Source organism: Flavobacterium endoglycinae (assembly GCF_017352115.1).
GTDB classification, from domain to species: domain Bacteria; phylum Bacteroidota; class Bacteroidia; order Flavobacteriales; family Flavobacteriaceae; genus Flavobacterium; species Flavobacterium endoglycinae.
Genome location: NZ_CP071448.1, coordinates 1,081,608 through 1,107,700, shown reverse-complemented (window position 1 = coordinate 1,107,700; position 26,093 = coordinate 1,081,608). Strand labels below are relative to the sequence as shown.

Genomic DNA, 26,093 nt, shown 5'->3' with positions numbered 1-26,093 from the left:
AGCAACAAGTATGATAAAAAACTACTTTAATTTATACAGCGGATCAAATTTACAAAAAGCAATTGCTTTGTTTTTTGTGTTTTTTGCATGCAGCCAGTTCTTAAATGCGCAGTGCGCAATTCCCATAACAGGCTGTTCGGGTACCAATTTATCTAATTTTGGAGCCGATTCAAATAATGATGCCTCATCTATTGAATACGATAATTTTGTATCGAGTTTTCACAGTACCATTGTAAGAACTTCAGACGGCTCTCTTCAAGTATGGGGGGAGAGAATGGCAAATAATGGAACTTCTAATGTATTGTCACCACGTGTCATAAACAGAACCAATTATCCGGCTTTAAGTGCAAGTGCTACGCCTTTGAAAGCGGCCTTGGGGAGCAGTTCTGCGAATAATACTCAGGGAATACTGCTGGCGACAGATGGATTATATGCGTGGTCAACAGAAGGAGCAGTTCTTCATGCGGACATCACTTCAAGTACCTCCTTTCAAAAGATAACCATAGGAGGTAATACCAATGGTCTTCCAAGCGGAGTTGTTCCTGGTGATGTTAAGATGATGTTTGCAACTTATGGAACACTAGCAATTACTACCTGTAGCGGTGATGTATGGGTAATTTCCCAGACTGCAAGTGTTAGAGGTAATGGTAGTGCCGGTGATGCTTTGAACTGGTACAAAGTGACAACTGCCGATACAGGAAATCCTGATCTGACAGGTGTTGTTGCCTGCAGGGGTAATTACAACGGTCTTATGGCTTTAAAGTCAGATGGTACCGTTTACGTTTGGGGAAATAATGTTCTTCTAGGAAATAATACAGCAATCATAGCTAGTCAGAACAGAGCGGTACAAATGACCTTGCCTGCATCTATAACCCCTAAAATGATTGGTTCTACAGGTAACCTAACCGAGAGATCTTACTATGTTCTGGCAACTGATGGAAATTTGTATGCTTTGGGAGAAAACAGTGGGAGACAGCTAGGAAATTGGGCAACAGCGGACAGACTGTCTTGGGTACAGCCCAAATATACATCTGCTAATGGCACAGAGATGAATAATATAAAATGGATCAGTGTGCAAGAGCATGATACTGAGTATGGCGCTGTAAATGTGATTAACAGTAATTACAATTTATATGCTTTTGGACAAAATGATTATAATTTACTTGGAACCAGTGCTAATCCTGCGAACCCTATTATGCCGAGTGGTATTTCTGCTTCAGACCGTATTTTAGCTGTTGAAACAGGAGGGCATACCTCTATGATAGTGAAAAGCTGTGAGACCAAATTTGGTTATGCAGGGCATCGAATCAGAGGAAGTATGGGAGATGGAACAAATGATACGACCCAAGAAGCAACTTATACTTTCGCTACTGCCGATGTACAGATCTGCGGTGCAGAGTCCAATCCGGTGATCCAGCCAATTTCAACAGGAGGAGGTCCCGATTCAAAATATTGTATAGATGATCCAGTCCTTTTAAATCCAACACCTGCAGGAGGTACGTTAACCTTTGTGAGCGGTCCTGGAACCTTATCAGGCAATACGCTTACTTTTACGGGAGCAGGAATTGTTTCAGTACAGTATTCAGTAACCACTTCATGCGGCGGAACAATTGTAACCACCAGAAATTTTGAAGGTGCCGTATGTCCCGCGGATCTAGAAGTTACAAAAACAGTAAATAATGCTACGCCAAGTGTAGGAAGCGATGTTATATTTACAGTGACAGCTAAAAATAATGGTCCTTACAAGGCGACTGGTATTACAGTAACGGATGTACTTCCTTCAGGATATACTCTTGTGAGCGCAGTACCTTCATCAGGTACATGGTCTGCGCCTGATTGGACAGTTGGTTCTCTTGCTAACGGAGCAAGCAGTACATTGGCAGTGACAGCAACAGTTAATCCTACAGGTTCATATGCTAATACTGCGACTATTTCAGGAAATAATCCTGATAATACAACAGGTAACGATTCGGCTACCGCGACACCTTTAATTCAGACTAATCTTTCGGTAACTAAAAATATTAGTAATACTACTCCAAATGTTGGGAGTATGGTTACTTTTACCATTACAGCTTCAAATGCTGGACCAAGCGCCGCTACAGGAGTTAAAGTAACCGATGTGCTTCCTTCAGGTTATACTTTTGTAAGCGCAACGCCTTCGACAGGAACATGGGCTGGAACAGAATGGACCATTGGCAATCTGGCTATCGGAGCCAGCACAACCCTTACAATGGAAGCCATAATAAATGCGACAGGGTCTTATGTAAATACGGCATCGATTTCCGGAGAGCAAGACGACCCAACTCAAGGAAATAACGCAGGTACAGTAACACCAGTTATTAATCAGCCGCCTTCAGCGGATTCGGCAGTGAATTCCCCTATCGCTTCATCAGCAGGAGCTTCCTCAGTAAATACTCTTACAGCTTCTGATACAGACGGCACGATTGTTTCTTATACGGTGGTTTCTCTTCCTCTGCACGGAATTCTGGCACTGAACGGAACACCGGTTTCTGCGGGGCAGGTGCTTTCGCCTTTGGAGGCATCGCAGCTTACGTATGATCCTGCGGGTGATTTTACGGGTGATGATACTTTTACTTTCACGGCACTTGACAATTTAAATGCGGTATCCAATACGGCGGTTATAACAATCCCTGTGGGGAATAATGCGCCTTCAGCAGATTCGGCAGTGAATGCCCCTATTGCTTCATCAGCAGGAGCTTCAGCATTAAATGCCCTTACGGCTTCTGACACGGACGGGACGATTGCTTCCTTTACAATTACTGCGTTGCCGGTACATGGAATTCTGGCTTTAAACGGAATAGCAGTTATTGCAGGTCAGGTGCTGTCGCCTTTGGAAGCATCGCAGCTTACGTATGATCCTGCGGGGAATTTTACAGGAGATGACAGTTTCACCTTCACGGCACTTGATAATTTAAACGCGGTATCCAATACGGCAGTTGTAACAATTCCTGTGGGGAACAATGCGCCTTCAGCGGATTCGGCAGTGAATGCTTCCATCGCTTCATCAGCAGGAGCTTCAGCAGTAAATGCCCTTACGGCTTCTGATACAGACGGAACTATTGCTTCGTTTACAATTGTTTCTTTACCGTTGCATGGAACTTTAGCTTTAAACGGAACACCGGTTTCTGCGGGTCAGGTATTGTCGCCTTTGGAGGCGTCGCAGCTTACGTATGATCCTGCGGGGAATTTTACGGGAGATGATACATTTACCTTCACGGCACTTGATAATTTAAATGCAGTATCCAATACGGCAGTTGTAACAATCCCTGTGGGGAACAATGCGCCTTCAGCAGATTCGGCAGTGAATGCCCCTATCGCTTCATCAGCAGGAGCTTCAGCAGTAAATGCCCTTACGGCTTCTGATACAGACGGTACGATTGTTTCCTTTACAATTACTGCCCTGCCGTTACATGGAACTTTAGCTTTAAACGGAACACCGGTTTCTGCAGGGCAGGTATTGTCGCCTTTGGAGGCATCGCAGCTTACGTATGATCCTGCGGGTGATTTTACGGGAGATGATACATTTACCTTTACGGCTCTTGATAATTTAAATGCGGTATCCAATACGGCAGTTGTAACAATTCCTGTGGGGAACAATGCGCCTTCAGCGGATTCGGCAGTGAATGCTTCCATCGCTTCATCAGCAGGAGCTTCAGCAGTAAATGCCCTTACGGCTTCTGATACGGACGGGACAATTGCTTCGTTTACAATTGTTTCTTTACCGTTGCATGGAACTTTAGCTTTAAAAGGAACACCGGTTTCTGCGGGTCAGGTATTGTCGCCTTTGGAGGCGTCGCAGCTTACGTATGATCCTGCGGGGAATTTTACAGGAGATGACAGTTTCACCTTCACGGCACTTGATAATTTAAATGCGGTATCCAATACGGCAGTTGTAACAATTCCTGTGGGGAACAATGCGCCTTCAGCGGATTCGGCAGTGAATGCTTCCATCGCTTCATCAGCAGGAGCTTCAGCAGTAAATGCCCTTACGGCTTCTGATACAGACGGAACTATTGCTTCGTTTACAATTGTTTCTTTACCGTTGCATGGAACTTTAGCTTTAAACGGAACACCGGTTTCTGCGGGTCAGGTATTGTCGCCTTTGGAGGCGTCGCAGCTTACGTATGATCCTGCGGGGAATTTTACAGGAGATGACAGTTTCACCTTCACGGCACTTGATAATTTAAATGCGGTATCCAATACGGCAGTTGTAACAATTCCTGTGGGGAACAATGCGCCTTCAGCGGATTCGGCAGTGAATGCTTCCATCGCTTCATCAGCAGGAGCTTCAGCAGTAAATGCCCTTACGGCTTCTGATACGGACGGGACAATTGCTTCGTTTACAATTGTTTCTTTACCGTTGCATGGAACTTTAGCTTTAAACGGAACACCGGTTTCTGCGGGTCAGGTATTGTCGCCTTTGGAGGCGTCGCAGCTTACGTATGATCCTGCGGGGAATTTTACGGGAGATGATACATTTACCTTTACGGCTCTTGATAATTTAAATGCAGTATCCAATACGGCAGTTGTAACAATCCCTGTGGGGAACAATGCGCCTTCAGCAGATTCGGCAGTGAATGCCCCTATCGCTTCATCAGCAGGAGCTTCAGCAGTAAATGCCCTTACGGCTTCTGATACAGACGGAACTATTGCTTCGTTTACAATTGTTTCTTTACCGTTGCATGGAACTTTAGCTTTAAACGGAACACCGGTTTCTGCGGGTCAGGTATTGTCGCCTTTGGAGGCGTCGCAGCTTACGTATGATCCTGCGGGTGATTTTACGGGAGATGACAGTTTCACCTTCACGGCACTTGATAATTTAAATGCGGTATCCAATACGGCAGTTGTAACAATTCCTGTGGGGAACAATGCGCCTTCAGCGGATTCGGCAGTGAATGCTTCCATCGCTTCATCAGCAGGAGCTTCAGCAGTAAATGCCCTTACGGCTTCTGATACGGACGGGACAATTGCTTCGTTTACAATTGTTTCTTTACCGTTGCATGGAACATTAGCTTTAAACGGAACACCCGTTTCTGCGGGGCAGGTGCTGTCAACTTTAGAGGCATCGCAGCTTACGTATGATCCTGCGGGGAATTTTACAGGAGATGACAGTTTCACCTTCACGGCACTTGATAATTTAAATGCGGTATCCAATACGGCAGTTGTAACAATTCCTGTGGGGAACAATGCGCCTTCAGCGGATTCGGCAGTGAATGCTTCCATCGCTTCATCAGCAGGAGCTTCAGCAGTAAATGCCCTTACGGCTTTTGATACGGACGGTACAATTGTTTCTTATACGGTGGTTTCTCTTCCTCTGCACGGAATTCTGGCACTGAACGGAACACCGGTTTCTGCAGGGCAGGTATTGTCACCTTTGGAGGCGTCGCAGCTTACGTATGATCCTGCGGGGAATTTTACGGGAGATGATACTTTCACCTTCACGGCACTTGACAATTTAAATGCAGTATCCAATACGGCAGTTGTAACAATCCCTGTGGGGAACAATGCTCCTTCAGCGGATTCGGCAGTGAATGCCCCTATCGCTTCATCAGCAGGGGCTTCAGCAGTAAATGCCCTTACGGCTTCTGATACGGATGGCACGATTGTTTCCTTTACAATTGTTTCTTTACCGTTGCATGGAACATTAGCTTTAAACGGAACACCCGTTTCTGCGGGGCAGGTGCTGTCAACTTTAGAGGCATCGCAGCTTACGTATGATCCTGCGGGGAATTTTACAGGAGATGACAGTTTCACCTTCACGGCACTTGACAATTTAAATGCGGTATCCAATACGGCGGTTATAACAATCCCTGTGGGGAACAATGCGCCTTCAGCGGATTCGGCAGTGAATGCTCCCATCGCTTCATCAGCAGGAGCTTCAGCAGTAAATGCCCTTACGGCTTCTGATACAGACGGTACGATTGTTTCCTTTACAATTACTGCGTTGCCGGTACATGGAATTCTGGCACTGAACGGAACACCGGTTTCTGCGGGTCAGGTGCTTTCGCCTTTGGAGGCGTCGCAGCTTACGTATGATCCTGCCGGTGATTTTACAGGAGATGATACTTTCACCTTTACGGCACTTGATAATTTAAACGCGGTATCCAATACGGCAGTTATAACAATCCCTGTGGGGAACAATGCGCCTTCAGCGGATTCGGCAGTAAATGCCCCTATCGCTTCATCAGCTGGAGCTTCATCAGTAAATGCTCTTACGGCTTCTGATACGGACGGGACAATTGCTTCGTTTACAATTACTGCTTTGCCGTTACATGGAACATTAGCTTTAAACGGAACACCGGTTTCTGCAGGGCAGGTATTGTCGCCTTTGGAGGCATCGCAGCTTACGTATGATCCTGCGGGTGATTTTACGGGAGATGATACCTTTACCTTTACGGCTCTTGATAATTTAAATGCGGTATCCAATACGGCAGTTATAACAATCCCTGTGGGGAACAATGCGCCTTCAGCGGATTCGGCAGTAAATGCCCCTATCGCTTCATCAGCTGGAGCTTCATCAGTAAATGCCCTTACGGCTTCTGATACGGACGGGACAATTGCTTCGTTTACAATTACTGCTTTGCCGTTACATGGAACATTAGCTTTAAACGGAACACCCGTTTCTGCAGGTCAGGTGCTTTCGCCTTTAGAGGCATCGCAGCTTACGTATGACCCTGCGGGTGATTTTACGGGAGATGATACTTTTACCTTTACGGCTCTTGATAATTTAAATGCGGTATCCAATACGGCAGTTATAACAATCCCTGTGGAGAACAATGCGCCTGTGGCTAATAATGATACAAACTTGCCAGTTCTGGCAAGCGCAGGTCCGACGGCTGTTAACGCTTTAACAGCTACCGATACAGATGGAACTATTGTTTCCTTTACAATTGTTACTTTGCCTGTACATGGAACTTTGGCATTAAACGGAATAGCAGTTATTGCAGGGCAGGTATTGTCGCCTTTGGAGGCAGGACAGCTTACGTATGATCCTAGTGGCACTTTTTCAGGAAATGATTCCTTTACATTTACGGCAACAGATAACAACGGTGCTGTAGACACAACACCGGCAGTAGTCATAATTCCAATTGAAAAGAGAAACCTTACAGCTGTAAGGGACGAGATTGGAACAGTCGTAGGTATTAATGAACAGTTGGAACTGATCAATGTTTTTGACAATGATACTGTGGACAACAATCCATTAACTCCGAATGAGGTGAATCTTACTATAATTACTCCTGATCCATCCAATGTGCTGACATTACAGCCTGACGGAACAGCGGTATTAATTCCGAATGCTCCAGCGGGAACGTATACATTGACTTATGAGATCTGCGAAAAAACGAATGCTGCAAACTGTGCTACAGCTACAGTTACCGTTACAGTTGTTGCTCCGGTAATGAGTATAGAAGCAGAGAGTTATTGTTCAGATAATACTCCATATGTGAGATACAGCGTGAAAGCGGAGAATTTTGCCCCTTCAGGACTGTTGACCATCAGATGGATTGACAGCGCGAATCGTGTTGTAGCCACACAGAATGACATGCCTTTAAACGGAACGGTTTTATGGCCTGGTGCTGTAGTGGATGCAGGGAATAAACCAACAGACTGGCCTGGATGGATATTCCAGAATGGACAATGGCAGCAGGGCAATGACGGATTTGAATTGACCAGACCATCTGTTACCATGCAGTTTACTCTTAATCCGACTCAGTCAGTTACTGTAAATTATCCTTTGGCTTCAGCAGGTTGTAATGCTTCACCTGTCTTTGGAATAGAGGCGGTTAATGAAGACGATACGGTTGCTGCTGACGGAATCAATGGCTCTTTGGAGGTAATCAATGTTTTAGACAACGATACCTTAAACGGTTTTCCAGTAAATGCCCAAGATGTGATTCTAACAGCTCAGAATTTCCCGCAGGGTATAACACTTAATCCTGACGGAACAATTGACGTAGCTCCAGGAACTGCCGGAGGGGATCACAATCTAACCTACCAAATTTGTGAAAAAGCGAATCCTAATAACTGCAGCAGTGCAACGGTTCACTTGTTTGTTGAAGTACCAGCTGTGGCGCTTATTATGGAAGTAAAAGTAAATGACGAGAACGGAAACGGCAATGTGGAGGCAGGTGAAACGCTAACTTACACCTTTGTCGTTAAAAATACTGGAAATGTGCCGTTGAGCAATATCCAGATTTCAGATCTGCTGCCTGGAGTTATAATTACAGGCGGACCGATAACACTAGCTGTAGGACAGAGCGATACGTCAACTTTTACAGGAACCTATACACTTACACAAGCAGATATTAATGCTGGTTCAGTAACCAATCAAGCTTCCGTTTCAGGACTCAGCCCACTTGGTGTCACTACATCAGATACATCGGATTCGAAAGAACTAAACGGAAATAATCCAACTGTGATAGAACTGGATGGATGCAGTATTAAAATTTATAATGCGGTTTCGTTAAACGGAGACGGTATGAATGAGAGATTTTATATCAGAGGTATTGAGTGTTATCCTGACAATACAGTTCAGATTTTCAACCGCTGGGGAGTTCTGGTATTTGAAAGAGAACATTACAACAACAATGATATTGTTTTTAAAGGATACTCAGAAGGAAGAACAACAGTGAAAGGATCAGAAGGACTGCCTGAAGGAACTTACTATTATATCCTGAGATATAAGAGTGATACTGCCAAGACTAAACAGGAAGCAGGCTATTTATATCTGACCAAATAATATTTCCATAAAAATAAAAATGGCTTAGCCATATCGGTTAAGCCATTATTAAAAATAGATAAATGAAAAAATTAGCTTTACTATTATTGTTTTGTTCCGCAGCAGGTTTTGCGCAGCAGGATGCGCAGTATACGCAATATATGCATAACACCATCAATATAAACCCGGCTTATGCGGGTTCAAGAGGAGTGATGAGTATTTTTGGACTGTACCGTACTCAGTGGGTAGGTCTGGATGGCGCGCCTGAAGCAAGCACTTTATCCCTTAACACGCCTATCAGCGGCAGCAGCTTGGGACTTGGATTCTCTCTTGTAAATGATAAAATCGGGCCCACTTCAGAGAATAATTTCTCAGCGGATATTTCGTATTCCATCCAGACTTCAGCTGAGGCCAAACTTTCTTTTGGTATTAAGGGATCGGCCAATATATTTAATCTAGACCCTAATAAGCTGACGATGGAGCATCAGGGAGATCCAAAGTTTTCGAATTTTAAAAATAAGTTTACGCCCAATGTAGGTGCCGGAGTGTATTATCATTCTGATAAAGGATATGTCGGGCTCTCTGTTCCAAATTTTATCCAAACTAACCGTTACGATGATAATGATTATGCGATTTATAAGGAAAAAATCAATTATTATCTTATTGCAGGTTATGTGTTTAATCTAGACAGATATGAGATGATTAAGTTCAAACCTGCGGCCCTTGCCAAGATGGTGGAGGGTTCGCCGCTTCAAGTAGATGTTTCAGCCAATTTCCTTTTCAATGATAAGTTTGCTGCAGGAGTATCGTACCGATGGAGTGCTGCGCTGAGTGCGATGGCAGGATTTCAGATCAGTAAGAGCATGTACATCGGGTATGCTTATGACCGTGAAACCACCAAGCTGAATAATTACAACTCGGGTTCGCATGAGATTTTCCTGCGATTTGAGTTTATGAAAGGCTATAACCGAATTACATCACCTAGATTTTTCTAATTATGGACTTTAAGAAAATACTATATACTATCGGGCTGTCCCTGCTGTTTTTCAACGCATCGGCGCAGCAGGCTCTACTGGATCAAGCAGAGAAGGAATATAATAACTATGCTTACGCAGATGCTATTGCTATTTACGAAAAGCTGGTTGCCAAAGGATTTGAGGATCAGAAGATGTTCCAGAGGCTCGGAAATGCATATTATTTTAATGCAGATCTGGCAAAGGCTTCAATTTGGTACGATCGACTTTTTGCTATTTCTGCACAGCAGGAGCCCGAATACTTATACCGTTACGCTCAGTCGTTGAAAGCTGCAGGTGATTATGTGAAGGCAGATAAAATGCTTGAAGAATTCAACAAAAAGAGCAGTGCGGACACCCGTGGGATTCTCTTTGCTGGCAACAGGAATTATCTTGAGCAGATTAAAGGTAATTCAGGGCGATTTGCTATTTATCCTGCAGGTGTGAATTCAGAGAGCTCGGATTTTGGAAGCGCATTTTTAGGAAACAGTCTCGTATTCAGCTCTGCAAGACAGATAGAAAACAAGGAAGGCAAAACCTTTAAATGGACCAACAAAAGTTTTACCAATCTATACATTGCCCCAATCAATGCTGACGGTAGTACAGGAAGTCCGCTTCTGTTAAACAAGGAAATTAATTCCAAGTTTAACGAGTCGACTCCTGTATTTACCAAAGACGGGAAAACAATGTATTTCACCAGAAATAATTATTTGGATGGAAAACGCGGTAAGGACGGGCAAAATATCACATTACTGAAATTATATAAAGCAAGTTTTATTGACGGGAATTGGACTAATATAACAGAGCTTCCTTTTAACAGCGATGAATACAGTACAGCCCATCCAGCTCTAAGTGTGGATGAAAAGAAACTGTATTTCGCGTCAGATATGCCGGGAACATTCGGCCAGTCAGATCTATTCAGCGTACTGATCAACCCTGATGGATCATATGGCAGGCCGGAGAACCTCGGTGCTCAGATCAATACCGAAGGAAGAGAGACTTTTCCATTTATCTCTGCGGATAATCAACTTTATTTTGCAACTGACGGACGCCCAGGACTTGGAGGCCTTGATATTGTAGTTGCTGAAATGATGCAGGACGGCACTTATGGTCAAGTACAAAATGTAGGCGAACCTGTAAACACCAGATCGGATGATTTTGCCTTTATTATAAACAGCGTGACCCGAAAAGGCTATTTCTCTTCTAACCGTAAAGGAGGAGCGGGCAGCGATGATATTTATGGGTTTACAGAAACCAGACAACTGGTATGCGAGAGAACTTTAACGGGCACAGTTACGGATAATAAGACAGGTGCTGTGATTGCGGGAGCAGTGCTTACACTTGTAGACGAAGATAATCGAGAAGTCGCAAAAGTACAGACAGCCGATGATGGATCTTATAGTTTTACATGTAGCTGTAATAAAAAATATACCGTGCGTGCAGAGAAAAAGCAGTATCCACCAAAAGAAAATACAGTTGTTATTGCTATAGCGGCAGAAAATAAGCTGGATCTAAAGTTGGAGAAACCAGTTATTGCATTACTAGAAAATCCAGAAATCAAAGGCGTTAAGGTAGGAACTGATTTGGCTAAAACCCTGAACATTTCCATGATTTATTTTGATCTTGGCAAATGGAATATTACAGATAAGGCCGCAGCAGAACTAAATAAAATCTTAGCGGTAATGGAGGAATATCCAAGCATGAAAATTGATATCCGTTCCCATACTGACAGCCGTTCTTCTGCACAGTCTAATATGATTCTATCGGATAAAAGAGCAAAATCCATCGTTTCCTGGCTTACTTCCAAAGGTATTGATGCGGACCGTTTGAAAGGAAAAGGCTATGGAGAAAGCAAGCTTCTTAACCGATGCAAAGACGGTGTAAAATGTTCAGAAGAAGAACATTTAAAAAACAGACGAAGTGAGTTTGTAATTTCTTCAATGTAAAAGGCTTGATGTTTTGTAAAACTCTTTCAATAAGTTGAGTTAAACAACATTCATATCTAAATCTTGAAAACAAGCAAAAATTTAAAAGCAGGAACATAGTTTCTGCTTTTTATTTTCTATAAGATACCATAAAGTAGCGTATAATGAGCTGTACAAATTGCAAAGCTGTTTTGTATTATCTTAATTGTATTGGTGAGTCAAATTAATAATAAGTGGACTCTAGATACGGATCATAGATTTCGGGATCCCATTCATAATCATTGTAATCATCCATCTGTTCTTGCTCAGAATCTAGATCTATTGAATTTTCGGTTTGCTCATGAGTGATGCCTTTTAAAAATTCACAGTCAAAATCTGGTTCATCCTCATGTTTACGGTATAAATCTAATATTTGTGATGTGTTCTGTTTTTCAAAATGAAATTCTGCATCTGTGAAATTCGTATTCGCTATGCTGAAAGGTTTAAAAGAGTAGGAAGCTGTATGTGATTTCATTATTAAGAAGGTTTTGTAATTATTTATCCCAAAAATAGAAAGCACTACAGGTTTTTAAATTATAGAATTATGGAGCAGAGTTATATTATTTCATGACTCGGCATTTATACATCCAATATTTGACAGATCGCATTTACCGATCTTTTTAGCATATCAATACCAGGAATGGTTTGATGATGATGACAATTATGCCGAAATCTTAGCACTTTTTAATTAGATGCATTAATTGTCTCTTATTTTCTTATCAATGAAATCGTTTAAAATATTCTGAATAGATTTTTCTACATCGCCTGCAATCAGATCAGGGGTATTCAGCAGATAGTCATCTACAAAGTCAAATGCTGCTCTCTCGGTTTCATTGAATCTCTCTGCGGTATTCTGCTGCAGGGATAAATTATAGCGGAATTCAAGAAAGGCTTTCAGTTCTGATTCAAATTGTTCAATTAGATCATTCATGGCAGTAACTTTTTAAATTTTATTATTATTCATTTTTATTTATGCAATTTAACTCTAATTCATCTATTAAAAATTACAGTCTTCATAACGTTGATTTACATGATTTTAATACTTACCTCTAATGGGATAGGAGTTAATTTAAGGAATGGAATTGCAAAGTTGCACGAACTCTAATTTTTTTGAGTTAATATTCTATTTTATCAGAATCCTTTCTACGGTAATTGAAATGTATTTTAGAGAAAGAAAGCGCGTCTTTCTGAAACTATTAAAATACACTACAATGAAATTAACAGCTACAACTTCAACCATAGAAAAAAATATAGAAATATCTAAACAAAATACAGAGCATTTTAAGGAAGATGTGCATGCAGGACTACGGCAGAGTCCCAAATATTTAAACTCCAAATATTTTTATGACCAGTATGGAGATAGTCTTTTTCAGAAGATTATGGCCATGCCTGAATATTATCTAACCCGCTGTGAGATGGATATTTTTAAGAATCAAACTGCTGAGATAGCCTCTGTCATAAGGGCTGAACAAACGCCGTTTGATCTAATAGAGCTTGGAGCGGGAGATGCTTCTAAATCCATTCATCTGTTAGAGTATCTAAAGAAGCAAGATGCCGATTTCAGGTACATGCCTATCGATATCTCGGGAAACATCTTATCCGTTCTTGAAAAGAAGCTTAGCAAACATCTTCCTGATCTTGATATCGAATGTCTGCAGGGTGAATACTTTGATATGCTTTACAAAGCTTCTCAACTATCTACACGCCGTAAAGTTATTTTGTTTCTAGGCAGTAACATTGGGAATATGGAGATGGAAGATGTCTATCGTTTCTGTTTTGAACTCCGCAAGAATCTGAACAAGGGAGATGTGGTGATGATTGGATTTGATTTGAAGAAAGAGCCTAATACTATTTTAAATGCTTATAACGATTCTAATGGTGTTACAGCTGCTTTTAATCTAAATCTTCTCCATCGTATCAACAGAGAGCTTGATGCTGATTTTATTGTAGATCAATTTGAACATTATGAAACCTATGATCCAGTCAGCGGTGCCTGTCGCAGTTATTTGATCAGCCTGCAGGAGCAACAGGTCAATGTTGGAGATCAGACATTTCATTTCTTGGAAAATGAACCCGTTTACATGGAAGTATCCCAGAAATTCTCTCTTGAGGACACACGTAAGATAGCTAGCCAGTCTGGATTTGAGCCACATTACAATATTATGGACAGCAGAGAATGGTTTGTTGATACGTTTTGGACAGCAGTTTAAAAGAAGATATTATAGTATGGAAACATCAGTAAAAAATAAGGCACAGCTTCTGCTGGAGCAGTATAAAAAAATACGAAAACATTCGGAATCAATCTGCGGTCCACTGCAGACAGAAGATTATGTGGTTCAGCCAATTGAAGATGTCAGTCCTCCTAAATGGCATTTGGGGCATACCACTTGGTTTTTTGAAACCTTCATTCTGATTCCTTATTTTGAAGGATATCTGGAATTTAACCCGCAGTATAATTTTGTTTTTAACAGCTATTATGAAACTGTAGGAGCAAGGGTAGTGCGCACAGACCGAGGTAATTTAAGCCGACCTTCGGTTTCGGATATTTATGCCTACCGATCTTATGTAGATGAACAGATGGAAAAATATCTGACTAAAGCTGTGCTGTCTGATGAGATTTATGCTGTTTTAGAACTGGGATTAAACCATGAACAGCAGCATCAGGAGCTGTTGTTGACAGATATCAAATACATATTGGGTCACAATCCGCTCTTTCCCTTATACGAAGCAGACGATATTGGAGTTCAATTTAATCTTGCATCAGATCTGCAAGACAATTTAGATTTCATTGAAATGTCTGAAGGAATTTATGAGATAGGTTTCAGCGGTGCAGGTTTCAGCTTCGACAATGAATCAGGTCGCCATAAAAAGTATCTCGAGGCTTATCAGATCGCTGCATCACCCGTCACTAATGCTGAGTATTTTGAATTTATGCAGGACAGAGGATATGAAGATTTTAGGCACTGGCATTCTGAAGGATGGGATTGGGTAAAGCAACACCAGGCCAGATCGCCACTTTACTGGCATTTTACAGATGGAGATTGGGGGTATTATAAGCTGTCTGGATTTCAGAGTATTAACTGGTCTGAAGCAGTCTGCCATGTGAATTTTTATGAAGCATCTGCTTTTGCTTCATGGAAAGGAATGCGCCTGCCCCTTGAAGAGGAATGGGAGGCTGCAAGCAGTCTTTTTGGCTGGGGTGAAAGATGGGAATGGACTAATAGCGCTTATCTTCCTTATCCGAGATACAGTAAAGCCTCTGGCGCGATCGGGGAATACAACGGAAAGTTTATGGTGAATCAAATGGTTTTAAGAGGCAGTTCTATTGCTACGCCGAAAGGCCATAGCCGTTCAAGCTATCGTAATTTTTTCCATCCCAGACATCAGTGGCAATTCTCTGGAATTCGTCTGGTAAAATAAAGGCACAGTTGTAATCATGTGATAACTAATAAATATTTCATCGTTATTTTTTAGACCTTTTTGATCTATTTGATTTTTGGAGGCATGAATAACCAGAATCTTTGAAATAAAAAAATATCGCTTACGTACATAATTTTTCTATTCAAAACTTTAAATATTGAAATTCATACAAAGACAAAACCCTGCAAATCGTATGATCTGCAGGGTTTTTTTGTTAATTTTTAGCCTTTTGTAAACTTTGAAAAGTTGTCCTTTAAGCTCTCTAAGCGGAGGAAGAGGGATTCGAACCCCCGGACCTGTTACAGTCAACAGTTTTCAAGACTGCCGCATTCGACCGCTCTGCCATTCCTCCAAAAATGTCGCTATCATTGTCTGATTGCGGGTGCAAATATAGAACGTTTTTTCGATTGTAGAAATTTTTTTTGCATTATTTATAAAGAAAATGACATCTGCTTCATAAGTAAAATAAAACCCAGTAAATTGCGTGTTAAAATAAAGTACTTAGAGAGCTGTAGGTGGGGCTTTCTTAATACTCCACGAAACTTGCAATGTCAAATTATTTGTAAATTCACCTCAAATTTTTGCGGCAGAAATAATATTAAGTCTATCATTTTTGTATCCTTTTACCTCAATTAATTAGAACTACGCTGATCTTTCTGGAAATCGATTCTATATTTTCGAGGACTTATTCCCCTTTTTAGCTTAAAGAATTTATTTAAATGGCTTTCATCCGTAAAACCAAGCTCGTCGGCAATTTCATTCATGCGGAGGTCACTGTATTTTAAACGGTGTTCTATAAGGGTAGCTTTGTAATTGTTGATGTAGGATTGCAGGGTTTCTCCATTATGCTGTTTAAAATATTTGCCCAGATAATTTTCAGAAATTCCAAATTCTTTGCAGATCCTCTCAGTGCGTATTGTGGCAGGCTGATAAATGTTACGCTGGATATAGTGCAGTATTTCCATAATCCGCTCCTCCGTTGTGCTTTCTATTTTATGAGGAAGATATTTGGCAATATTCCGAGCTACAATTACAATAAGAGTATTGATCAGCTGCATCGTTATTTCTTGCTGATGTAAATCATTGTTCACTGTTTCTCTCAGTAGAGCTTCCACTACAGGACGAATCAATGCTTTATCGCTTTGGTTTTTTAAGATGCAACCTGGTTTATGGTTTGCATTGTGAAGGATATATTCGAGACGACGTATAATATCCCCTGAAAATCCGTTTCTGCTGAGGTAAATGTTGCTGAAACGTAAAAAAAAGAATATAGAAGTTTCTTCAATATAGAATTTACTGCAGTCTTGAGGTGTAATTAAAAACATGTGGTTTTCTTTATAGCTGAAACTATGCTGGTTAATGCAGTGTTCGCCGTTGCCAGACAAGACAAAGATCAGTTCAAAAAAGTTCTTTTTTCCTCTTGTATCGGGAAAAACATCCAATGTCTCAAAATGAATGGTGTAGGGTTCGTAAAGAAGATTGTGTAATGTCATAATTGAAGGGTCTTGTGGCAAATTTATACACTATAAAAGCAAATTTATACTACATAAACGGCTTTCTTTGGTATAATTTTGTCACTCAAGTTCCTGTTTGAGGAAATAATATATTTAAAATTTTAACTCATGAATATTATGAAAACATTTAAAAGCTTAATTGTGTCTACAGCAGCCAGTCTGTTTTTTTTCGGCAGTTATGCACAAGGTACTTCCACCGTTTTGAAAAATGAGCGAAGAATAGCCAATAATTCTCTGGAAGTGGTAGCCAGATTCGATAAAACACGTCCCGGAAATGTGGCGGTGAGTGCTGATGGAAGGGTATTTGCGACGATTCATCCGCTTGGAGCTCCTAATGAACAGCTGGTCGAAATTATAAAAGGCAGAGCTGTCCCTTATCCTTCAGCTGACCTGCAGAAAAATGGAAAGGCAGCGAGTGCTGAAACTTTCGACACTCCGCTTGGAATAGTTGTCGACAAGAAAAACAATCTGTGGATGATTGATATGGGATTAGAGCTGGGCAGAACAAGGCTTTTCAGTTTTGATCTGAAGAAAAATCAAATTACAAATACAATTGAGTTTGACCAGATAATTGCGCCCAAAGGAAGCTTTATCCAGGATCTGGCCATTGATGAGTCAAGAGGATGGGTTTATTTGGCGGATATCTCAAATCCCGGAATAATTGCTTTTGATCTTTCTACCAAAACAGCAAGGCGTTTCAGCGGTGATAAGGCCCTGCAGTCAGAAGATGTGGATATGCTTATCGATGGAAAAGTGATCAACTTTGGCGGAAAACCAGCTAGGGTAGGGATTAATCCCATTACATTATCCGATGACAGAGAAACTATTTTCTTTGGTGCCATGAATGGCACTAAATGGTATCAGGTTCCAGCAAAATTATTCAGAGAAGGTGCAGATGATGAAACTATTGGTAAGTCCATTGTAAAATTTGGAGACAAGCCTGTCAGCGATGGAGTGGTTACAGATCAGCATGGCAATCACTATATTACAAATCTTGGAGGTTTTGGCATAAGTAAATTGGATGCTTCGGGTCACTTGCAGGACTATATAACCGACCGTAAATTAAACTGGCCGGATAATCTTGCGCTTTCAAAAGATGGCTATTTGTATATTTCGGTTAACCAGCTCTATACTACCCCTGCATTTACAGGCAGCTCAGACGCCGGCAAACCTCCCTATTTTATCTACCGAATTAAGTTATAATAGACAGGATTTTTTAATGATTATCCCGTCAATAAAAAGCCCCGATTACAGATTGGGGCTTTTGAATATCCATGAAACATTCCGATTTTGATTTTCGAAATTGATGTTCAAAATTTATTTTTAGTATAGATTTATTTAAAAACTCTAGAGATCATTTTTCCAATTTCAGCAAAGTCATCATGATTAGCTACAGATCGTTTTTCGAGTGCAGTTTCATTTAATGTTCTATATGGATAGATTAATAGGTAATTATTACTATTCAAATTTATATTAAGAAATTCAGGAACTTCTCTCATCTTTTCAAAGTACGATCTCATGCCTCTGTCAGCCATAAAAATGATAAGACCTTCATTTTCATTTATTGTTGCAGCGGCTGTCTGTGCCTGCTGCCATGAAGTAACAATATTGAATGTGGCTTCAATATTGTCTTTCTCACAGATTCGTCTTAAAATTCTGGCTGTGTTTTCATTAGTATAAAATATCATCTGTGCTCCAGAATTTTTGCAGATGTTCCAGACTCTGAGAAGTGAATGAAAAAATCCGGGTTCCTGCTCAGCATTTGCGGGTATAAGGACTGTATAACTTTTAATAGTTCCTATAGGCTGGGCTGCATGATACACAAGAATATTGCTTTGTTTATTCTGAAGATAACCTTTGTACAAATTATAAATAAAGGAGGATGAAAAACCTTTATCATTTTCAATGCCTATTACAAGATCGGAAATATACTGTTCTTTAATGACATTATTAATTCCGGAGACAGCATCAGAATCATGTCTGCTGATAGGGATAATTTTTGTATCAGCCGCAGCACCCATTTTGACGGCTGCATCTAAGAGAATTTCGGCATTTTTAGCAGAAGATTCGTTTTTGTCTTCACTGATGACATTTAGCGCATACATACTATTATGATGGGATTTGGTCTTGATTAGCAGCCCAAGGTTCACCATTTTTTCCACCGTACTTTCATGGTGGAGTGCCAGCAGAATTTTATCTTTTTCCTCGGTTTCACCTGAAACGGTATTTTCTTTTTCTTTTTCGGCAATACGCTGGGCAGATGCCATTGATACAAATGAAGATACAGTGCAGGAAATCAGGATCAGAAGTATGCTTCCGTTCAGCACGTGTTCGTTTAATAATCGTACAGGTTCACCCGCTTCATTTTCTGAAAGTATAATATTATAACCCACCATAACAGAAGCCAGTGTAGCGGCCGCAGAGGCAGCACTGAGACCGAATATTAATTTACCTTCGTCATCTGTAAAACGGAAAGTTTTCTGCGTTGCAACAGCGGCAAGATATTTTCCTCCAATTGATGCGCCAAGCATCACTGCAGCTACGCCGAGTGTTTCCCAGCTTTTAAAGAAGGCGTTAAAGTCTATCAGCATTCCCACGCTGATAAGAAAGAATGGAATGAATATAGCATTGCCGACAAATTCCACACGGTTCATCAAAGAGGAGGTATGGGGTATAAGCCTGTTGAGTGCCAGTCCTGCAAAAAAGGCACCGATAATAGCCTCAATGCCTGCCAGCTCAGCCATCAGCGCGGCCATATAAATCATAACAAGCACAAATATATACTGTGATATTTTATCCTGTACATTTTTAAAAAACCAGCGGGCTATTACAGGAAACAGCATCAGTACAATAACACCAAAAAGAATCATCGAGATGGAAAGTCTGATCCAGAAAGATGATCCTACGTCTCCCTGTGACATGCCGACTACCACGGCCAGAACTACTAAAGAAAGCACATCGGTTATCATCGTTCCTCCAACGGTGATATTTACAGCCAGATTTCGGGTGATGCCCAATGAACTTACCATTGGATATACAATGAGTGTGTGGGAAGAGAATAAACTGGCAAAAAGAACGCAGGTAAGCATGTTAAAGCCTAATATGTAATATCCTCCTGCCAGCCCCAGTAGAAAGGGTACAGCAAAAGTATAGATGGAAAAAGTGATGCTCTTCCATTTATTCTTTTTAAAATCACCCATGTTAATCTCTAATCCAGCCAAAAACATAATGTATAAGAGTCCTGTCGTGCCTGTTACTACAACACTGCTGTCTCTCGAGAGAATATGAAAACCATTTGGTCCCACTACAGCACCGGCAATTAACAGTCCTAAAAGATGCGGTACTTTAATTTTATTGAGCAGGAGCGGTATGCAGAGAATAATGATAAGTTCCAGAAGAAATTTTAAAAGCGGATCTTCAATAGGAAAGGTAATATGCTGTATACTTAAAAACATAGATTATTTTTTTGGAGAAGGAGAAAGCTCAACGGAGAATTTTACAAGACAATCGTCCTGCCCTGAAAGTGACTGAGTGCCTTTAATTACTTTTTTGCTGAAATTATCCAATAGGGCAGTTGTCTTATTATTTCTTGCGGCAGTGCTGTCTGCTAAATATATATATAGTCTGGCTTTTCCATCCTTGTATTCAGCCCTGAATGTGCGTTTAAGTCTATTATTGTCCATAACATTGACAATCGGGCCTATACTGTCATTGGAAAAAATCCATTTTTCAGTGCGCTGATCGCCTATGACATAGGTTCCGCATGCAGATTCGCGACAGACCAGTTTACTATTCCAGCTTCCTGTGAGACTGTCCGGCCAGAATCTCTTAATAGAATCCGTACTTTCTTTTTTCGTCAAAAGAGCCAGCTCAAGGCTGTCGCGGAGCCTTAGAAGGTTTTTATAGTCTTCTTCCTTTGCCGAAAACTCTTTTTCCAGAAGTATTAGTTTTTGTTCCCTGGCTTCAAGATCGTTCTCTTTTGTGCCATTGCACGAAGCAAAAAGAACTATTATAAATACAGTTGCAGCGTTTAATATTTTCATAGTTTGATATTTACCTTTCAAGTTATGAAATTATACTGATATTAAAATAAGGATCGCTGCGTTAATGTTATATTTTAACATGTTTTTGCATTTTTTACATGTTCAGTTGCTAAGTTTATTAAAGCATATTTTCGTTATAGAATTCAGAAAAAAAAGGATTTTAAATTTGTAAAAAATACTTAAGAAAATTAAATTTTACAAGGACCTGCTTAAGCATACCCAGAAAAATATAAAAAGAGAAAAGACCCTATCTTTTAATGGGGTCTTTTCTCTCTGCATGATAATTTAATTTCTCTTAAGAATAAGTGAAATCTAAAATAAGTGAATGTGGATATTAGCGTAATCTCCCAACAAATATTAAACTACCGCCAAGAGCTTCAGAAACAGCTTCAAACTCAGCGGCTCCTTTTTGTTTTAAAAGGCTGAATTTACCATCAGGAGCTGTGATATTTCCATAATATTCCACTCCGTCAATTGTACCAACAGTATATACGGTACCATATTTTTCAAAAGAAGTAAATGGCTCAACTTTTAATGTTTTTAAATCTACAAGAGCAAATTTTGTTGGAGCATTGTACCAATCAGCTGGTTTTGCAGGCGGCGTAAATGTATTATCCAGATACTGTGCAAGGGCTTTACCTCCGTTAATGTAAGCTACTACGTTTACCGAATGCGCATTTAAAGGAGTTTTTAAGTCTACAAAGAAGTTTGGATCAAATGTCCCGTCAGGATTAACTTTTAATAATGCTCCTGCTGGCGGAGCTCCAGTAACTGTGCTGTAATCTAATGAAAGTGATGTAGCACGTGAAGGTCTGTAGTACAGAGTTCCATCATCACCTTTAGCAAATGTATCATATCCCATTGACATACGAGTATCTTTAACATAAGTAACTACTTTTGAGGCAATATCAAAAACGGCGATCTGAGCATATTGTGGAAACTTGTTATAATCAGTAGGAGTTGCAGCGACCGGTAGAATAATTTTTTTAGCTGAAGTAACATAACTCATATAAGTTGATGTTTTAACAGCAGCATCGTTACTTAACGGCAGCGGAGTTACTGTGATAGTTTCTGTAATACTCATAGTCGTTGGATTGAACTTGATAATTTTTCCATCATTTAAAGCGAAAAAATAAGCTTCTGTTTCAGACACAAAAGCAGGAGGTCCAAAAGTACCGCTGACACCAGTTCCTGCAAGACTTAGAGCATCTGAAGCCGAAATTTTCATTTCGTTGCTTACATTATATCTTGTTAATGTTGAAGCTGTACCATTCCAAACATACGGATGTTCGCCATAAGAATAGATTGTAGCTCCGGGACCAATCTCTGTCATTGTTTTATAGTCAAGAGTTGAAGGGAATTTATCATATGCTCCTAAATAAAAAACTCTTCCTGATGGAGTATTTACACGAACAGATGCAATAACGGCAGGATTATTACCCTGACCTTCGTCATCTGTCTTATTATCATCTGAACTGCATGATGTTAATGCGAATAGTGAACACATTAGAGCTAATGCCGCATTTTTTATAAAAAATCGATTTGTTTTCATATTTACTGGTTATATAATTAATTAAAATTGTGTTACTAATTTGATATTAAAAGATCTTCCCGGTTTTTGAACACCAAAGAAGTCATAATTTTTTTCATTGCTTAAATTTTGAATTTCTGCGGTTAAAGCATATTTAATCCCATTTATATTGCTGTGATAGGTGGTTCCAAAATCAAAAGTCTGCTGGCTCGGAATAACAAATGGATTTACAGAAGCACTTTCCCAGCTTCTAAAAAACTCATAGACATATCTTGCGTCAAGGAAAAGGGATAATTTATCTGATTTTCCGATGAGGTTGAAGAATGAATAATTGACGCCTCCGTTAGCAAAAAAATAAGGCTGATTAGGAACTCTGTCGCCTTTATAAGCGGCAAATATTCCTTCGTTCGAATCGTTATAAAAATGCTGATACGTACTGTTTGCGTGAAATGAAAGTCGGTCATTTTTAGAAGTCCAATTTCCGGCCAATTCAATTCCTTTAGAAGTAGCAGCAAATACGTTTTGATAGATATTATTTCGGTCAAGAGCTGGAACAAATAAGATTTGATTGTCTATTTTTCTTAAAAAGAGATTCGTCTGAACCTGCCAGGAGCTCTTTTCATAATTTTCTTTAGACTTGAAGAAAAGTTCAAAATTAACGTTGTGGCTGCGTTCCGGCTTTAAGTTTAGGTTGCCTTGTATAAATTGTCCGTCTCCAAATAACTCGTCTGTTTGTGGTAAACGTGTAGCGTATTCATATGTTAATCTCGTGGCAAATTGTTCATTAAATTTAAAGCGAAATCCGTCTCCAAAACCAAAATAGTTTACGCTTCGGTCTTCTTTTATTACCGAATTATTGGAAGGTATTTTTTCTTCGGAATTGATTTTCTGTAGATAATTTTTAACAAAGAAGAGATTCTCTAATTTTTCATTAAATGCATTTATTTTAAAATCTGCACCATTAACCCATGTAAATAAATCTCTTACAGCGCTCGCCGGATCATAACCAGTAATAAGTCTGTCGTCTCCAGTTTGGTTGGAGTAGGTAGGCGCCGAAGTAAAACTCACAGCGTATTGATCACTGATTTTCCATGAAGCTTTTAGGCGAGCAAAAACATCATTATTCCACGTATACGTATCACTTGGACCAGTAGATTCCGAAATCTCCCCGCTGACATTTCCGGCAGAATCTTCAATACGTTGACCGTACCAATTGTAAACGTAATCAGATACATCTTTAAATTGGCGTTCTCTGTAATTATATCCCGAAGTAAAATCTAAATTAAAATTTTCACCAAAATCATTGCGATAGGTAAGGACAGTTCCAGCTGCTTTTCGGTAGGTCATAACCTCTCCGTAAGGAACTCCAACCATTAATTGATTGTGCTGAATTTCTTTTGTGTAATCGGTATAAAAACCTTCGATGCTTAATTCTTTTGCCCAGATTCTGTCTTTAACACCTGTTATTAACTGCAATCCGTATCCTTTGTAGGCATCATGAAATCGGCGTACCGTTACTTTTTTGATCTTTCCGGCATCATCCGGAACATCAACATCTACTTTATAGTTGTTTTGAGAGGTGTCGTAAAATCCGTTTCCTTTTATAAAAAATCCAGTCTTTTCATTGTAATTACTAAGTATCAATGATGTTCTATAGGTTCCAAAAGATCCTGCCTGAGCCGAAAAAGAACCGCTAAAACCAGATTTTATTTTTGGAGTAATTAAATTGACAGCTCCGCCAAGTGCATCTGCTCCAAATTCGATAGGAACAACACCTTTATAAACTTCAACACGGTCAATTAAATTTACGGGAACTGTTGAAATCCCGAAAGTGTAACCGTGATATTCCAAAGGAATTCCCTCAAGGAAAAATCGGATTTGATTTCCTGTGAGTCCATTCATCGAAAAATTTGTTCTTGAGCCTAAACCTCCTGTACGTCTAACATTAATACCCTGAGTTTGGGCAAGCACTTCGCCTAAATCAGCAGTTTTAAACTTAGCTTCCTTCATTTCTATTACAGAAACGGCTTGCGCTGTTTCCTCTTTTTTTCTTTTTTCAGATACACCTTTTACCACTACGTCATTTAATTTTTCTGCCTCTTTTGATGTATTATGAACTTTTTCTAAAGTTGTAGTAACCGAATTATTTTGCGAATTTTCTAAAACAATTGTCTGCTTCCTTGAAATATATCCCTCTAAACTCACTTCTATAGTATAGCTTCCTTTTGCGAGATTCTCTATTTGATAAAATCCGTCAGCATTTGTTGCTGCATTTATCGGTGTACCTAATAGCTGAATGTTAACACCGCTTAACGGGTTGCCGTATTCATCATTTACTTTACCAGTGATTGTGTTTTGCGCGATTAAAAATGTCGACGAGAGAATAAAAAGCAATACTAATTTGAACCTCATGAAATATACTTATAATTAAGAAATTATTCTTATTTAGAATAAATAAAAATTTAAAAGTATGAAATTATCTATTAATAATATCCTAATCGGAAAACAAAAAATGTAAATTTTTAATTTAAAACTTCTACAGCCTTTGATTTCTGGCTTTTTTTTCTCAATAAATCTAAAAGAATCTGCAATGAAAAAGTCAATATGATATACATTCCTATAAGCGCCAGTACAGTTGTTATTCCATTTTCTCTAAAACCGAAAATACCTTTTCCCCAAGAAATCAATATCCATTGTGTCATATACATAGAAGTCAGGTTCTTGCTGCAATATTTTAAAAGTTTAATGAATTTGTTTTCTTTGACATTTATAGATATTTTAAAAATTACCCATAGAAAAATTAAAGTCCATCCTGCGAAATAAAGCACTCCGCCCGGACCCATGTGGTAAAAACCGTTGTAATTGTAATCTCCGTAAATAAAAACAAGTGGTGCGCCTAATGCAGCGAAGGGAATGCCGATATACAGCATATTTTTGAACAACTGCGGTCTGTTATAATTAAGTTCCTGATACCATTTTCCAAAAAACATTCCGATGATAATAAAAGACATCCAGGGAAAAACAGGAAAATAAACATAAGCCGGAAAATCATTATTGAAAAGAAGATCAAAAACATAATTAACAACAGGAATATCAATATTAATACCGCTGACTTCTCTGGAAACTAACGCGACTAATAAGCCAATAGCTAAAATTCCGTATTTATTGGTAACGTATTTTCTAATAAAACCAACGAAAAGCAAAGACATTCCTGCCAATTGAAGAATATCACCCAATAGCATTAAATACAAATACTGCTGTTCGATTGGTGCATGCCAGCCGTATCGCTGTATAAAATTATGGGGCGCAAAACCAAAGATTACCGGAAAAATAAATTTTAAGAAATTCATAGAAAGGGCTGCTCCCAAAAGCATTCCGCCTCGCGTTATGGAACTTTTAAGGCTTTGATGACGTGAGGTCATAAATGTTATTCCCATGCAGATTAGGAAAATAGAGGTTCCTCTGCCCAGAAAAACAATAAAAAGGCCAATAGCACTTTCTGACTGTGATTTGACATCTGCAAATGTAAGCAGTGTATGTATAATGATCATTCCTATAACACTCATTCCTTTTATTAAATCCAGTGCTGGGATTCTTTTACTTTGCTGTTCCATGGTTTTGTTTTTATTTTAGGTTTATATAACCTAATTGTTAGTTAGATACTTTTTAAGTGAAATTATTTTTTAACACATAGAAACATAGTTTTTTAACTTAAAAAAGGTGTTTCACTAGTTTAAATTCACAAGTTTTATCTCTATGTGGAAAAATGTTTCTTCGATACTCTTTTTCGATGTAAGCCCTATAGCTATTGGACTATGTCTCTATGTGTTAAAATATTTGTGTGTTTTAATTTCACCAATGGATTATT

Annotated in this window: 14 protein-coding genes and 1 tRNA gene; 6 read left to right on the top strand and 9 right to left on the bottom strand. The window is 39.6% G+C overall.

Annotation, left to right across the window (positions count from 1 at the left end; genetic code table 11):
- The first annotated feature begins 10 nt into the window (after positions 1-10).
- The 3 genes from J0383_RS04835 to J0383_RS04825 all read left to right on the top strand — a co-directional run bounded on the left by J0383_RS04835 (position 11) and on the right by J0383_RS04825 (position 11,699).
- A complete protein-coding gene (locus J0383_RS04835; protein ID WP_207297312.1) occupies positions 11-8,761 on the top strand; it encodes an Ig-like domain-containing protein in 8,751 nt (2,916 codons plus the stop codon).
- Positions 8,762-8,823: 62 nt separating this feature from the next.
- Positions 8,824-9,735 (top strand): PorP/SprF family type IX secretion system membrane protein, encoded by a 912-nt coding sequence (locus J0383_RS04830; protein WP_207297311.1) that lies wholly within the window; start codon positions 8,824-8,826, stop codon positions 9,733-9,735.
- A 173-nt stretch (positions 9,736-9,908) separates the two neighbouring features.
- Positions 9,909-11,699 (top strand): OmpA family protein, encoded by a 1,791-nt coding sequence (locus tag J0383_RS04825; RefSeq protein WP_317196725.1) that lies wholly within the window; start codon positions 9,909-9,911, stop codon positions 11,697-11,699.
- 202 nt (positions 11,700-11,901) lie between these two features.
- Here the strand turns inward: J0383_RS04825 and J0383_RS04820 are convergent, their stop codons facing one another.
- Both J0383_RS04820 and J0383_RS04815 read right to left on the bottom strand, forming a co-directional pair.
- Positions 11,902-12,192 carry a hypothetical protein gene (locus J0383_RS04820; protein ID WP_207297309.1) on the bottom strand — a complete coding sequence of 97 codons (291 nt, stop codon included), beginning with the start codon at positions 12,190-12,192 and terminating at the stop codon, positions 11,902-11,904.
- 222 nt (positions 12,193-12,414) lie between these two features.
- Positions 12,415-12,648, bottom strand: a complete 234-nt coding sequence (locus tag J0383_RS04815) for a hypothetical protein (RefSeq protein WP_207297308.1) — start codon at positions 12,646-12,648, stop codon at positions 12,415-12,417.
- A gap of 280 nt (positions 12,649-12,928) precedes the next feature.
- On the opposite strand from J0383_RS04815, the gene egtD reads away from it, so the two are divergent.
- Positions 12,929-13,927, top strand: a complete 999-nt coding sequence (gene egtD, locus J0383_RS04810) for an L-histidine N(alpha)-methyltransferase (RefSeq protein WP_207297307.1) — start codon at positions 12,929-12,931, stop codon at positions 13,925-13,927.
- Between the two features lie 16 nt (positions 13,928-13,943).
- A complete protein-coding gene (egtB, locus tag J0383_RS04805; RefSeq protein WP_207297306.1) occupies positions 13,944-15,137 on the top strand; it encodes an ergothioneine biosynthesis protein EgtB in 1,194 nt (397 codons plus the stop codon).
- A gap of 267 nt (positions 15,138-15,404) precedes the next feature.
- On the opposite strand, the gene J0383_RS04800 is transcribed toward egtB, so the two are convergent.
- Both J0383_RS04800 and J0383_RS04795 read right to left on the bottom strand, forming a co-directional pair.
- A tRNA-Ser gene (locus tag J0383_RS04800) sits at positions 15,405-15,489 on the bottom strand.
- A gap of 280 nt (positions 15,490-15,769) precedes the next feature.
- Positions 15,770-16,630 carry a helix-turn-helix transcriptional regulator gene (locus J0383_RS04795; protein WP_207297305.1) on the bottom strand — a complete coding sequence of 287 codons (861 nt, stop codon included), beginning with the start codon at positions 16,628-16,630 and terminating at the stop codon, positions 15,770-15,772.
- 129 nt (positions 16,631-16,759) lie between these two features.
- Here J0383_RS04795 and J0383_RS04790 point away from each other — a divergent pair, with 129 nt between their 5' ends.
- Entirely contained in the window at positions 16,760-17,854 is a 1,095-nt protein-coding gene (locus J0383_RS04790; protein ID WP_207297304.1) for an L-dopachrome tautomerase-related protein, read from the top strand.
- A 131-nt stretch (positions 17,855-17,985) separates the two neighbouring features.
- Here J0383_RS04790 and J0383_RS04785 read toward each other — a convergent pair whose 3' ends face one another.
- From J0383_RS04785 to J0383_RS04765, 5 genes are all read right to left on the bottom strand, one after another.
- The gene (locus J0383_RS04785) at positions 17,986-20,106 is read right to left on the bottom strand and encodes a cation:proton antiporter (RefSeq protein ID WP_207297303.1); all 2,121 of its coding nucleotides are present in this window, start codon (positions 20,104-20,106) and stop codon (positions 17,986-17,988) included.
- Positions 20,107-20,109: 3 nt separating this feature from the next.
- Positions 20,110-20,694, bottom strand: coding sequence for a hypothetical protein (locus tag J0383_RS04780; RefSeq protein ID WP_207297302.1), 585 nt, complete (start codon positions 20,692-20,694; stop codon positions 20,110-20,112).
- 334 nt (positions 20,695-21,028) lie between these two features.
- Positions 21,029-22,246 (bottom strand): hypothetical protein, encoded by a 1,218-nt coding sequence (locus J0383_RS04775; RefSeq protein ID WP_207297301.1) that lies wholly within the window; start codon positions 22,244-22,246, stop codon positions 21,029-21,031.
- Positions 22,247-22,267: 21 nt separating this feature from the next.
- A complete protein-coding gene (locus J0383_RS04770) occupies positions 22,268-24,637 on the bottom strand; it encodes a TonB-dependent receptor (protein ID WP_207297300.1) in 2,370 nt (789 codons plus the stop codon).
- 110 nt (positions 24,638-24,747) lie between these two features.
- Positions 24,748-25,839 (bottom strand): heparan-alpha-glucosaminide N-acetyltransferase domain-containing protein, encoded by a 1,092-nt coding sequence (locus J0383_RS04765; protein ID WP_207297299.1) that lies wholly within the window; start codon positions 25,837-25,839, stop codon positions 24,748-24,750.
- Between the last annotated feature and the right edge of the window lie 254 nt (positions 25,840-26,093).